This is a genomic window from Glutamicibacter sp. X7, assembly GCF_054889245.1.
Genome location: NZ_CM142678.1, coordinates 1,236,910 through 1,250,092, shown reverse-complemented (window position 1 = coordinate 1,250,092; position 13,183 = coordinate 1,236,910). Strand labels below are relative to the sequence as shown.

At 63.7% G+C, this 13,183-nt stretch carries 13 protein-coding genes; 5 read left to right on the top strand and 8 right to left on the bottom strand.

The features are described from left to right. Positions 1–37 precede the first annotated feature (37 nt). From cmk to ACYU0X_RS06080, 8 genes are all read right to left on the bottom strand, one after another. The gene (gene cmk, locus ACYU0X_RS06115; protein WP_418908884.1) at positions 38–709 is read right to left on the bottom strand and encodes a (d)CMP kinase; all 672 of its coding nucleotides are present in this window, start codon (positions 707–709) and stop codon (positions 38–40) included. Next, positions 706–1,809, bottom strand: a complete 1,104-nt coding sequence (locus ACYU0X_RS06110; RefSeq protein WP_309407920.1) for a prephenate dehydrogenase — start codon at positions 1,807–1,809, stop codon at positions 706–708. The genes cmk and ACYU0X_RS06110 overlap by 4 nt, the downstream gene beginning before the upstream one ends. A 2-nt stretch (positions 1,810–1,811) precedes the next feature. Then, a complete protein-coding gene (locus ACYU0X_RS06105) occupies positions 1,812–2,900 on the bottom strand; it encodes a pseudouridine synthase (protein WP_461902441.1) in 1,089 nt (362 codons plus the stop codon). 56 nt (positions 2,901–2,956) lie between these two features. Continuing rightward, positions 2,957–3,547 carry an SMC-Scp complex subunit ScpB gene (scpB, locus tag ACYU0X_RS06100; protein WP_418908881.1) on the bottom strand — a complete coding sequence of 197 codons (591 nt, stop codon included), beginning with the start codon at positions 3,545–3,547 and terminating at the stop codon, positions 2,957–2,959. Beyond that, complete coding sequence (locus ACYU0X_RS06095; RefSeq protein WP_461902440.1) at positions 3,540–4,436, bottom strand: segregation and condensation protein A; 897 nt, start codon at positions 4,434–4,436, stop codon at positions 3,540–3,542. Before ACYU0X_RS06095 ends, scpB begins: the two co-directional genes overlap by 8 nt. Next, a complete protein-coding gene (locus ACYU0X_RS06090) occupies positions 4,436–5,332 on the bottom strand; it encodes a ParA family protein (protein WP_309407925.1) in 897 nt (298 codons plus the stop codon). The genes ACYU0X_RS06095 and ACYU0X_RS06090 overlap by 1 nt, the downstream gene beginning before the upstream one ends. 113 nt (positions 5,333–5,445) lie before the next feature. Continuing rightward, on the bottom strand, positions 5,446–5,928 hold the full coding sequence (locus ACYU0X_RS06085; protein WP_461902439.1) for a cytidine/deoxycytidylate deaminase family protein: 483 nt from the start codon (positions 5,926–5,928) through the stop codon (positions 5,446–5,448). Positions 5,929–6,064: 136 nt separating this feature from the next. Continuing rightward, a complete protein-coding gene (locus tag ACYU0X_RS06080; RefSeq protein ID WP_461902438.1) occupies positions 6,065–7,360 on the bottom strand; it encodes a cation:dicarboxylate symporter family transporter in 1,296 nt (431 codons plus the stop codon). A 182-nt stretch (positions 7,361–7,542) separates the two neighbouring features. Between ACYU0X_RS06080 and ACYU0X_RS06075 the strand changes: the two genes are divergently transcribed. From ACYU0X_RS06075 to prpB, 5 genes are all read left to right on the top strand, one after another. Further along, the gene (locus tag ACYU0X_RS06075) at positions 7,543–9,264 is read left to right on the top strand and encodes an ATP-binding protein (RefSeq protein ID WP_461902437.1); all 1,722 of its coding nucleotides are present in this window, start codon (positions 7,543–7,545) and stop codon (positions 9,262–9,264) included. Further along, the gene (locus ACYU0X_RS06070; RefSeq protein ID WP_418908876.1) at positions 9,261–9,986 is read left to right on the top strand and encodes a response regulator; all 726 of its coding nucleotides are present in this window, start codon (positions 9,261–9,263) and stop codon (positions 9,984–9,986) included. Before ACYU0X_RS06075 ends, ACYU0X_RS06070 begins: the two co-directional genes overlap by 4 nt. 93 nt (positions 9,987–10,079) lie before the next feature. After that, positions 10,080–10,733 (top strand): GntR family transcriptional regulator, encoded by a 654-nt coding sequence (locus ACYU0X_RS06065; protein ID WP_418908875.1) that lies wholly within the window; start codon positions 10,080–10,082, stop codon positions 10,731–10,733. Further along, positions 10,730–12,247 (top strand): MmgE/PrpD family protein, encoded by a 1,518-nt coding sequence (locus ACYU0X_RS06060; protein ID WP_418908874.1) that lies wholly within the window; start codon positions 10,730–10,732, stop codon positions 12,245–12,247. Before ACYU0X_RS06065 ends, ACYU0X_RS06060 begins: the two co-directional genes overlap by 4 nt. Next, a complete protein-coding gene (prpB, locus tag ACYU0X_RS06055; protein ID WP_418908873.1) occupies positions 12,248–13,177 on the top strand; it encodes a methylisocitrate lyase in 930 nt (309 codons plus the stop codon). The last annotated feature ends 6 nt before the right edge of the window (positions 13,178–13,183 follow it).

The following is a 13,183-nucleotide window of genomic DNA, read 5'->3' as shown; positions in this document are numbered from 1 at the left end:
GGCTCTCGCCGAGGATGGGCACCTAGGTGGTTTAGTTCTAGCTTTGTTGTGCCGCGCCGATGGCGTCAAGCACAGCCTGCACGGTCTGCTCGAAGTCCAGCTCCGAGGAGTCCACCGTGATGACCCCGTCGGCCGCGGCGGTAAAGTTCACCACGGTCGAGTCTTTCTTGTCTCGTTCGATCACCTGCGTGGCCAGTTGTTCCTGGCTCTGCTGTCCACCCAGCTGCAGGCCACGGCGGCGCAGCCGGGCCTCTTCCGAGGCGGTGAGCAGGATGCGGGCCTGAGCGTCGGGGGCGACCACCGTGGTGATGTCGCGGCCTTCGGCAACGATCCGCTCGTGTTCGGCAATGATCTGCTGCTGGCGGCGCACCAGTTCGGCGCGTGCCTGCAGGTTGGTGGCCACCGCAGAAACCTGCTCGGAGATGCGCGGTTCGCGAATCTGCTCGGTCACGTTCTGCCCGGCGATCAGCACCTGCTCGTGATCCGGGTCGGTCGAAATCTTCAGGTCCGCCTGCTGGACGGCCTCGGCAACGGCCTGCGCGTCATTCAGGTCGGTCCCCTCGGCAAGCACCGCGAAGGTCACCGCGCGGTACATCGCCCCGGTATCCAGGTAGGCGGCGCCTAGGCGTCGGGCGACGGCCTTGGAGACCGACGACTTCCCCGACCCGCTGGGACCGTCGATGGCCACTACCAATGTGTTTTCGCTCATTGCGCTACCTTCCATCCGTTGCTGCTGAGCACGCTGATCAGTTCCTCCCGGCGGCCCGGAAGCACCGAAATGTCCACTAGGCCGACCTGATAACCGGCCGAGTGTTCCATGCGCAGATCCTCGAGGTTGATCCCGGCCTCACCGATTTCGGCAAGCAGCCGCGCGATCTGTCCCGGCTTGTCGTCGACCAGGACGGTGACCTGTGCGAAGGCCTGCGGCGGCGCACCGTGTTTGCCCGGGATACGGGCGTGACCGGCGTTGCCTTCGGTCATTAGCTCGGAGAGATCCAGCAGGGCTCCGGGGCCCTGCGGATCCTTCAGCGTGGCAATGAGCCGGTCGAGATCCTGCTTCATCCCGCTGAGAATCGGAATCAGTGCCTCGGCATTATGCGCGAAAATCTGAATCCACAATTTTTCGTCGCTGGCCGCGATGCGCGTGGTATCCCGCAACCCGTTGCCAGCCAGCGCCAGCTGATGCGCCGGGGCGTTGAGCAGGCGGGAGGCGATCATCGAGCTGGCCGCCTGTGGAAAGTGGCTGATCAGCGCCACCGATTCGTCATGCTCGCGCGGGCTCATCCGGTGCACCGTGGCCCCTAGGTCGATGGCCAGTGCCTCGGCGGTTTTGACCGCCGAGGGAGCAGCCTGCTCATGGGCACACAGCACCCACGGCATGGCGGTGAACAGCGCCCCACGCGCGGCCGAGGGGCCGGACTTTTCACGCCCGGCCATCGGGTGGGTGCCCACGTAGCGGGCCAGAGCTTCGGGTTCCACGCGTTCATCGGCGCGGACCGCGTCGAGAATCGAGCCCTTGACGCTGGCGATATCCACCACCACGGCGCTCGGGTAGTCCTCGAGCGCCTGCACCACAAGCCCCGCGGTGACATCCGGTGGCGCACCGATAACGACGAGCTCCGGGGCGATGGGCTGCTCCGTATCCAGTGCATACCCGGCCCCGATGTCCACGGCGATACCCTGTGCGGTAGGGGAAATATCGCTCAGGTAGACATCCACGCCCTTCTGGCGCAGGCCAAGTCCCACCGAGGTTCCCAGCAGGCCGGTGCCGATCACCAGCACCGGTCCGGCCAGATGCGACGATCCCATGCTTACATCCCCACCAGTGCCATCAGGTGTCCGACCTCCTGGTTACCCAACTGACGGATGGTGCCCTGCTTCTGATCGCCGAGCTGAACCGGTCCGATGGCGACGCGTACAAGACGCTGAACCGGGTGACCGACGGCGTCGAACATGCGGCGCACAATGCGGTTTCGTCCCGAATGCAAGGTGACCTCGACCATCACCGATTTCGGGGTGGTGTCAATGATGCGGAAATCATCCACATTCGCCCAGCCGTCCTCGAGCTTCACGCCCTGGCGCAAGGTGTTTCCCACCGAGCGCGGCAACGGTCCGGGCACCTGCACCAGATAGGTCTTGGGCACCTCGTACTTGGGATGCTGGAGCCGGTTGGCCAGTTCACCGTCGTTGGTCAGGATCAGCAGGCCCTCGGTTTTGTAATCCAAGCGGCCGACGTGGAACAGGCGAAGCGACTGGTGCTGGTTCTTGAAGTAGTCGGAGATGGTGCGGCGACCCTCGGGGTCATCCATCGTGCACATCACGTGCTTTGGCTTGTTGAAGACGAAGTACTTCAGCGCGGTGTTCAGCTGCAAACGCATACCGTCCACATGGATGGAGTCACGTTCTGGGTTCACCCTGGCGCCAAGTTCGACCACGAGCTGGCCGTTGACTTCCACGCGACCCTCGGTGATCATCTGTTCGCAGACGCGGCGCGAGGCGACCCCGGCGTTAGCCATCACCTTTTGCAGGCGTACGCCGTCCTGCTCGTTGTTCGCCGCGGCCTGGCTGGCGGCACGGGCCTGAGCCCGGGCGCGCTGCGTCGGCCGGGCGTAGTTGCTGGGCACCGACTTCCCGAAACGCTCCTTGGCAAAGGCGCGCTCGGACTTGCGGGCCGGGGCCGCGCTCTCGGACTTTTTGCGCCCCTGCTGGGCACCGGGCTTCGACCCGGAGGCCGCCCCCTTGGCGTATCCCTTGCCAGCGGCGGAGCCGGAAGGCTTACCGCCGGTGGGCTTGCCGCCGCGCGGGCCGCCCTTGGCGCCGAAATTCTTTGCGCCGCTGTTCTTGGCCCCGAAATTTTTGCCGCCGCGGGCCGGACGGCCGGAGGAGGAACGGTTATTCATGCTGTGGGTATCCCCTTGGTCAGTCGTTGAGCGTACCTATTGTCTCGCCTTGGCGCTTAGGCCAGGTCGGTTGCCGAGTCCAGCGATTCGAGGTCCTGCACACCGGGCAGGTAGGGAGCCAATGCCGGAAGTTCGTCTAGCGAATCCAGCCCGAGCCGTTCTAGGAAGTACTCGGTGGTCACATACAGGGTGGCCCCGCCTTCACCCACCTCGCCATAGGCGGCGATGAGCCCGCGGGTCTGCAAAGTGCGCACCACGGAATCGACGTTGACACCTCGAATCGCCGAAATACGTCCACGCGAGACCGGCTGTCGGTAGGCGATGACAGCCAGGGTTTCTAGGGCCGCCTGCGAAAGGCGTGCTGTTTGCCCGTCGAGCACATAACTGGAGACGAATTCGGCGTAATCGCGCCGCGAATAGAAACGCCACCCGGAGGCAACGCGTCGCAATTCAAATCCGCGCAAGCGATCGGTACTATCATACTCGCTAGCCAGCGCCTCTAGGGTCTGGCTGACGCGGGCTTCCGGGACCTGAAAGAGTTGCGCCAAACGCCCTACCGACACCGGCGAGTCGGCCACCATCAGCACCGCTTCGAGCCCGGCCGACAGGCCTCCTGGCAGCTCGTCGATGCGGGGAACCTCACTCATGATCCTGCTCACCTTTCGCCTCGTACTCATCCTCCAGCGCCTGCGCATCGAAGCTCACCTCACGGTGCAGTTCGACGGTTAACTCCCCCAGCGCATGCTCCTGCAGGAAACTCACACTGCGCTGGCGGAACATTTCCAGTAGCGCCAGGAAACGAACCACCCGCACCAGATGGGTATCGGCGTCGGCGACCAGCTCGACGAAGGTGGCCCGCCCGCGCTCAACCAGCATCGCCTCAATGGCCTGCGCTTCTTGGGCAATGGTGACCGCCGCCCCGTGCAAATGCCCGACCCCCACCTCGGTGGCCGGCTCGGGTTTCGGAGCCAGCGCCGCCTGGGCTAAGGATGCTAACGCGTCCGGTGACAGGTCGAAGACCAGCGGGGGCAAAAGCTGGGCGTACTGCTCCTCGAGGGCCACATCGCGTGGGTGTCGCGAGGACAACGCATCGTAGCGATCGGCGATCCACCCGGCCGCCTCCTTGAAGGCCTTGTACTGCAGCAGGCGAGCGAAGAGCAGATCGCGCTCCTCGAGTAGCTCGAAGTCTTCCTCACTGGCCATCTCGCCGCGCGGTAGCAACCGAGCGGCCTTGAGATCCAGCAGGGTCGAGGCGACCACAAGGAATTCGGTGGTTTCATCCAGCACGCGCAGACTGCTGTCATCCGCGGCGGCCTGCAGCTGCTTGATGTAACCAATGAACTCATCGGTGACCTCCGCCAAAGCCACTTCGGTGATTTCCAATTCGCGCTTGGTAATCAGGTGTAGCAACAGGTCGAAGGGGCCGGAGAAATTCTCCAGCGCGAGACGAAAGCCCGCGGACTGCTCGGGCGACGCGGTCTGCGGCCCGGGAATTTCCGGAGGCACGCTGACCGGTTCGGCGAGCATCGTATTCATTAGGGGGCGCCACCACGGTAGATCAGTTCACGCGCCAAGTTGCGGTAGGCCTCGGCCCCCGGGTGGTTCGCCGCATAAGACGTAATGGGCTCGGCGGCAACATTCGCGTCGGCGAACTTGATGGTGCGCTTGATGACGGTCTCGAAAAGCTTCTCCCCGAAGGCCTCGTCGAGTCGGGTGATGACCTCGCGGCTGTGCAGGGTGCGTGCGTCATACATCGTCGCCAGCACACCGTCGACCTCGAGCACCTGGTTGAGGCGGTCCTTGACCTTGTCGATGGTTTCCATCAGCAAGGCGACCGCACGCAGGGCAAAGAACTCGGCCGTCAAGGGGATGATGACCCCGTGTGCGGCGGTCAGCGCGTTGATGGTCAAAAGTCCCAAGGAAGGCTGGCAGTCGATCAGCACCACGTCGTAATCATCGATGACATCGCGCAACGCACGTTCCAGTGCCTGCTCACGAGCGACCTCGTTGACCAGCTGGACTTCGGCGGCCGACAGGTCGATGTTGGCCGGCACCAGATCGATGTTCTCGGTCTCGGTATTGCGAATCACATCGCGAATTCCGGTGTTGCGATCCATCAGCACGTTGTAGACGGTCAGCTCGAGTTCGTGGGGGTTCATCCCATAACCAGCCGAGAGTGCGCCCTGCGGGTCGAAATCGACCAGTAGCACCTTGCGTCCGTACTCGGCTAGCGCCGCGGCCAGGTTGATGGTCGAGGTGGTTTTACCCACCCCGCCCTTTTGATTCACCATGGCGATGACGCGGGCCGGGCCATGCGAGGGCAACGGTGCCGGCTCCGGGAAAATGGTCAGGGGTTTGCCGGTGGGACCAACGGGCTTGGGCTCTTTCAGCAGCCCGGCGCCGCGGATTTTCCCAGCTTGTTGCTCACTCACGATCGAAGACCACACTTCCGGCTCGGTTGGTACGTACTTACCCTCAAGTTTATGGCGTGAGTACGACAAGATTCGTCGTTTTTGCCCGTCACGGCGAGCCTTTACCTTGAACCTTAACTCAAAGCTTGGGGGTCAGCTGAATGTGGTGCGGCGGCGGAAATTTGCTCGGCCGCGTGATCGAAAGCCAACGGCAACAGGTCCTCAGCGGCCACGCTGCGTGGGCCCGAGGAAGTCGGCACAATCACCCGGATCGTCGGGTAGGCATCGGCGATTACCTGCCTGCACCGGCCGCAGGGACTTTTGACGCCGCGACCGTGATTGCCCACCGCCACGATCACTTGCGGATCGCGAGCCCCGGCGGCCCGCGCGGCGGCGAGCACGACAAGCTCCGCGCAGGGTCCCCCGGTGAAGTGGTACAGGTTTACCGCGCTATGTCGCGATCCATCGCCGGCAACCAGCGCCGCGGCCATGGTGTGCCGCCCGTCTTGCCCGGGATCAGCATCGGTGTTGCTCTCGATGGTGTGTTCGGCGAGCGCGAGCAGGGCCCAGTCATCGTCGGTCAGTTCGCGGGCCGAGGCCGGCAAGTTTTCGTTCATGACAGGATCGTAGACCTCCACGACTCCGCACAGAACTGCGCACGGCGACCAGTAATGGACCGATCGCCCACACACAATAACGCTGCTGCACGGTGCGAGGCACCGTGTAGCAGCGTTATTACGACGTTCTTCCCTTCTAGTGGGCCGTCACGTCCATGCTGGTTTCGTCGAAGGGCCGCTCTCCGCCAAGCACGGCACGAGCCTGAGCAATATCCAGCTCGCCGGTCCACTTGCCGATGAGCAAGGTGGCCACCGCGTTGCCGGTGAAGTTGGTCAGCGCACGAGCCTCGGACATGAACTTGTCGATACCCACGATGACGCCCATCCCGCCGAGCAGCTCCGGACGGTGCGCTTGCAAGCCTGCGGCGAGGGTCGCCAGTCCCGCGCCGGTGACACCGGCCGCTCCCTTGGAGGCGATGATCATGAACACCAGCAGACCGATCTGCTCGCCGAGGTTCATCGGCATATTCATCGCGGTCGAGACAAACAATGCGGCCATGGTCAGGTAGATCGCGGTGCCGTCGAGGTTGAAGGAGTAACCGGTGGGCACGGTGATACCTACGACCGGCTTGGAGACACCGGCATGTTCCATCTTGGCGATGAGCCGCGGCAGGGCGGACTCGGAGGAGGACGTCGAGAAGATCAGCAGGTATTCCCGGGCCAAGTACTTCAGCAAGGCGAAAATGTTCAGGCCGGTCACCAGACGCAGCAGGGAGCCGAGGATGACGGTGATGAACAGGGCGCAGGTGAGGTAGAACGCGCCCATCAGAATGGCCATCGAGCCGATTGCGGCCCATCCGGTGGCACCCACCACGGCGGCGATCGCACCAAAGGCACCGATCGGAGCGATCCACATGATCATCATCATGATCTTGAAAACAACCAGCTGAATGTTCTTCACCGCGGTGATCACCGGCTTGCCGGCTTCCCCCATGGACTGCAAGGCGAAGCCCACGAGGATCGCCAGAACCAAAGTGGGTAGCACCGGAATGTCACCGGGGATCATTTCGAGCAGGAAGGCAACGGTCGCATTTTCCTGGCCACCTCCGGACTGGTACGGAGAAAGCTCCAGCCCCTCACCCGGGTGGATCACGTTACCCACGAGCAGACCGATCCCCAGTGCAAGGGTGGACATGGCCAAGAAGTACAGCATCGCCAGACCGCCGACTTTCCCCACGGTGGCTGCTTTGGCGATAGAGCCAATGCCCAGCACAATCGTGCAGAAAATGACCGGGGCGATAATCATCTTGATCAAGGCCACGAAGCCGGTACCCAGCGGTTTGAGCGCCTTACCGACTTCCGGAGCCACGAGGCCAAGCGTGGCCCCGAGGACCACTGCGGCAATCACCGCGATATACAGCCAGTGGGTGCGATCCTTGCGGCGCTTGGTGGGTTGTTGCGGCTCGGGGTTCCGAGTCATGGTCTGGGCCATAGCGTGCTCCTTGGTGCTACACGATGATGTGAGGCGCCGGTGTCGACTCGGTGGTCGTCACGGCGGACTCAAGTAGTTCGTCACCTATCCTGCGCGCTAAGGTGATCAGGGTCTCATTTGCGTTCATATTGAACATGGCGGCGTCTGAGCACGCGGTTAGCGATCAGGAAGGCGGCGGACAGGTGAAAATTCGTAATCCCCGGGCACCGATGGCCCATCTGCAACGTCACGCCGGTCTGACCCGCGAATCGTGGAATTTCGCCGCACGTATCTTTGCCCTGCAATTGGTCATTGCGATTCTCACCGTCGGCGTCTTGGGTGTGCTCTCCTTCGACCGGCAACGCCATACGGTCACCGAGGATCGTAAGGCGCTGGTTGCCACCGTGGCGCTAAGTTTGGCCAACGATCCATTCATCCGAGAAACGTTGGAAGAGCCCGACCCGTCCCGACGTCTCGAGCCCTATGTGGAACGGCTACGTCAGCGCGCCGGCACGGTGGATTTCATTACCGTGATGACCCCGGAAGGGCTACGCGTGACCCACCCGGATCCACGGCGGATCGGTGAACCCTATATTGGGTCCATCGAGCAGGCGCTGCGCGGGGAAACTCAGGTTGAGCAATACACCGGCACGCTTGGTCCTTCGGTGCGGGCGATCACCCCGGTGCATAGTGCCAGTGGCGAGATTGTGGGCATGGTGGCAGTGGGAGTGACGCTACAGTCACTGCGCGACCTGTACTACGACACGGTGCCGCAATTGATCGTGGTCAGTCTGGCGGTGTTCACACTGGCCGCACTCTTAGCCTGGGCCTATTCGCGGTATGTCCAACGGGCAACCCTGGGCTTTGGCCCCGGTGGCTTGAAGCGGCTCTACGCCTTCTACTTTTCCGCGCTGCATTCGGTCCGCGAAGGACTAGTCCTGTTGGATAACCGCCATCGGATTGTGCTGAACAACGACGAGGCCGCGCGCATTCTCAATCTGCCACAGCCGCTACCACCACAAGGACTTGATCCGCGAACCCTATCGGTACCCGAACCGCTGCTCGACCTGATGCTCACCGGCCGTGCCGCCACCGACGAACTCCTGCTCACCGACACCGGAGCGATTGCCACCTCGCAGGCGGCGGCGACCGTCGAGGCCGAACTGCTCAGCAAACGCAGGCGGCGCCGTCGAGCACTAGTGACCCGGCACGATCCGCTGCGCATCGGGTACGTGGTGAGCATGCGCGATCTGAGCCAAGTCCAGGAACTCACCGGTCAGGTCCAGTCCCTGCAGACCCTCACCTTGGCGCTGCGCGCCCAAACCCATGAGCATGCGAACCGCCTGCACACTATTGTCACGATGATCGAGAACGGCCAGGCCGAAAAGGCCCGCGACTTTGCCCTGCTCGATCAGAGTAACGCTCAGGCACTCACCGACCGGCTCGTGGGCGGAATCGACGATTCCTATCTCTCCAGTCTGCTGGTGGCCAAAACCGCCGAGGCCCACGAGCGAGGAGTGTCGCTGCGCATCACCACCAGTGGCACACTGGCACCGGACCTGCTCGACGCCAGTGACCTGATTACCATCGTGGGCAACCTGCTCGATAATGCGCTCGATGCCTCGGTGGGGACCGCCGAAGCAACCGTCTACCTCGAAGTCACCACGCTGGCCACGGAGGTTATGATCGAGGTCGCGGATTCCGGTGCCGGAATCGACCCGGCCTTCATCGACCGCGTCTTGCGTCTCGGTGTTAGTTCGAAACCCGGCGAGCGCCCACGGGGTTTCGGCTTGGCGCTCGTGCAGCAAGCGGTCGCCCGGCTGGGCGGCAGCTTACATATCGACAATGATGCCGGGGCGATCTTCACGGTCACCTTGCCACTTCCCCACCACCCCGCCGAGCCCACCGAGCGCAGGAACCCATGAACCCCGATAAACACCCCTCCGCTAGCGATACCCCTGCGATCAGGGTGCTTGTGGTCGACGACGACGCGCAGACCGCGGCCGCCCACCGGGACTACGTCGAACGGGTCCCCGGATTTACCGTGGCGGCCGTTGCCACCAGCGGGCAACAGGCCCTGACGCTACTGGCGGATTCGGGCGCTGACTTCGACCTGGTCTTACTGGATATGACCTTGCCGGATCTGCATGGCATCGACGTGGCCCGGCGCATCCGGGGCCTGGGGTTGACCATCGACATCATTGCGATCACGGCGGTACGCGATGTAGCGGTCGTTCGTTCCGCGGTGGCCACCGGGATCACGCAATACCTGATCAAGCCCTTTAGCTTTGCGGCCTTTGCAGAAAAGCTGGAGAACCATCGCAGCTTTAGCGCCGCGCTGGGCACTCCGCGGTCGGACACCGATCAGCGGATGGTGGATTCGGCGTTCTCGGCCCTGCGCAGCACGCCGGTCGCCAGCACCTTGCCCAAGGGACTCATCCCCGAAACCCTCGCCCAGGTGCTCGGGCGCCTCAGTGCGAGCACCGAGGCATACTCGGCGGCCGAACTGGCCGAAGAGCTGGGGCAAAGTCGGGTGACCGCGCGCCGCTATTTGGAGTATCTCACCGATACCGGCCAGGCTCTGAAGGAGCCACGGCACGGTTCACGGGGGCGCCCGGAGTACCAATATCGCGCCCGGAAAAACTGACGCCCCGCCCACGGTGTATACAAAACCGGATCGTTCGGCGAGAAAATCCGGGAAAATCCTCGCAAGCTGCCATATTGTGTATACACTGGCCCTATGAGAGCCAGCGAGAAGGTTTACACCGCACTACGCGAAGACATCGTGAACTGGGCGCTCGAACCAGGCACCATGCTCGCCGAGGTGGATATCTCCGAACGCTTCAACGTCTCGCGCACTCCGGTCCGTGAGGCACTGGCCAAACTTGTGGCCGACGGACTGGCCGCACCCCAGCGCGGCCGCGGCATCGTGGTCTCGGAGGTCTCCGCCGAACACCTGCACGACCTATTCGCGCTACGCCGACTGCTCGAATGCGAAGCCGCCCGGCTCGCGGCACGCAACGACGAGCACCGGCCCCACTTCGGCGAATTGGCCGAACTCTTCGCCCGCGCCGCCGAAGAACTGCCCGATGGGGTGGGCCGCGAAACCTACTACAAGCTCGTTGCCGACCTCGATGCGCACATCGACGCGGCCGCCGCGAACCACTACCTCACCGGGGCCCTCCGCTCCCTGCGCGTACACCTGCAACGCGTGCGCCGCATGGCCAAGGACCACCTACCGCGGCTGACCGAATCGGCCCGCGAACATGAAGCCATCGCTCGTGCCATCGCCAGCGGAGATGACACCCTAGCCGCGGCGAGTACCACGGTGCATCTACACCGCTCACTGACCCATATTTCTAGCCACGCCACCGTCATGGAAGGAAGCCAATGATCAAGCACCCCGTCCGCGTTTACCGCTCGGAAGAGAACCTGCCTCGCGAAGAACAACTGGCCCATAAGATCGCCCGGGTCGCCGCCGATCCGGTCGCGCTCACCGAGGAGGTCAAGGAGATGATCATCAACCGCATCATCGACAACGCCTCGGTGGCTATCGCCTCGCTGAACCGTGCCCCGATTGTTGCGGCCCGCGCGCAGGCGCTGACCCACGCTCCGTCCACTGGCGGGGCCGGGGCCAGCGTCTTTGGCATCGAACAGAAGGTCTCCCCCGAATGGGCGGCCTGGGCCAACGGTGTAGCGGTACGCGAACTGGACTACCACGACACCTTCCTCGCGGCCGACTACTCGCACCCGGGCGATAACATCCCGCCGATTCTGGCGGTCGCCCAGCACACCGGCGCCTCCGGGGAACAGCTGCTGCGCGCCATCGCCACCGGCTACGAAATCCAGGTCAACCTGGTCAAGGCCATCTGCCTGCACAAGCACAAGATCGACCACGTCGCGCACCTGGGCCCTTCGGCGGCGGCCGGCATCGGAACGCTGCTGGGGATGGACGTCGAAACCATCTTCCAAGCCGTCGGCCAGGGCCTGCACACCACCACCGCCACCCGCCAGTCGCGTAAGGGAGAAATCTCCACCTGGAAGGCGCATGCGCCGGCCTTCGCCGGAAAGATGGCCGTCGAGGCCGCCGATCGCGCGCTACGCGGACAGACCTCCCCGGTGCCGATCTATGAAGGCGAAGACGGGGTGATCGCATGGATGCTCGACGGACCCGACGCCGCCTACGAGGTACCCCTGCCGGAGCCCGGCGAGGCCAAGCGTGCCATATTGGACACCTACACCAAGGAGCATTCCGCGGAGTACCAAGCCCAAGCCTGGATCGATCTGGCCCGCAAGCTGCACGGGCAGCACCCTGAGCTGACCGACCCGGCCAATGTCACCTCGATCCTCATCAAGACCAGCCACCACACCCACTATGTGATTGGCTCCGGGGCGAACGACCCGCAGAAATACGATCCGCGGGCCTCGCGCGAGACCCTGGATCACTCGATTCCCTACATTTTCACCGTCGCCCTGCAGGACGGCGCCTGGCACCACGTCGATTCCTATGCCCCGGAGCGCGCCGCCCGGCCGGATACCGTGGAACTCTGGCACAAGGTCACCACCGAGGAAGACCCCGAGTGGACCCGGCGCTACCACTCGCTGGATATTTCCGAGAAGGCCTTCGGCGGCAGCGTGGAGATCACTCTGTCCGACGGGCGCGTGATTACCGATGAAATTGCGGTCGCCGACGCCCACCCGCTGGGGGCACGGCCGTTCGCCCGCGAACAATACATCAACAAGTTCCGCACCCTCGCCGCCGGTCTGGTCGAAGAGGCCGAAATCGAGCGCTTCCTCGCCGCGGTCGAGAACCTGGAGAACTTGGGCGCCGGCGAACTGGACGCGCTGAACATCCTCGCCGCTCCCGGCGTCGTCGACGTGAACAACGCCCCCAAGGGACTGTTCTAAATGTTGTATACGACCACCACCCCGGCCGCCAAGCGGCGGGCGCTGCGCGAGATGCTCACCCCGGGTGCGGCCCGGCAGTTCCCCGGCGCGTTCAACCCCCTCTCGGCCAAACTGATTGCCGAGAAAAACTTCGACGGGATCTACATTTCGGGCGCGGTGCTGGCCAACGAGCTGGGGCTACCCGACATCGGGCTGACCTCGCTGACGGAGGTGGCCACCCGGGCCGGGCAGATCGCACGAATGAGTGATCTGCCGGCCATCGTGGATGCCGACACAGGATTCGGTGAACCGATGAACGTGGCCCGCACCGTGCAGGAGCTGGAGTACGCGGGTCTGGCCGGTTGCCACATCGAGGATCAGTTCAATCCGAAACGCTGCGGGCATCTCGACGGGAAGAACGTGGTGGACACCGACACCATGCTCAAACGCATCGCCGCGGCCGCCGATGCCCGTATCGACGAAAACTTCCTCATCATGGCGCGCACCGACCTTCGGGCCGTCGCCGGGCTTGAGGCTGCGATCGACCGGGCCAAGGCCATGGTCGACGCCGGTGCCGACGCGATCTTCCCGGAGGCCATGAAGGACCTCGCGGAGTTTGAAGCGGTCTGCAAGGCCGTCGACGTCCCCGTGCTGGCGAATATGACCGAGTTCGGCAAATCCGAGCTGTTCACCCGTGAGCAGCTCGCCGAAGCCGGGGTGGCGATGATCATTTATCCCGTGACCCTTTTGCGCAGCGCCATGGGTGCCGCCGAACGAGTGCTCGACGCGATCAGTGCCGAGGGCACACAGCAGCGCGAAGTGGATAGCATGTTAACTAGGTCACGCTTATACGAGCTGGTCGACTACGAAGCCTACAACCGGTTCGACACGGGCATCTTCAACTTTCAGGTACCCGGGCTGGACATCGACACCAACAACGCCAACCTGTAGGAGGGG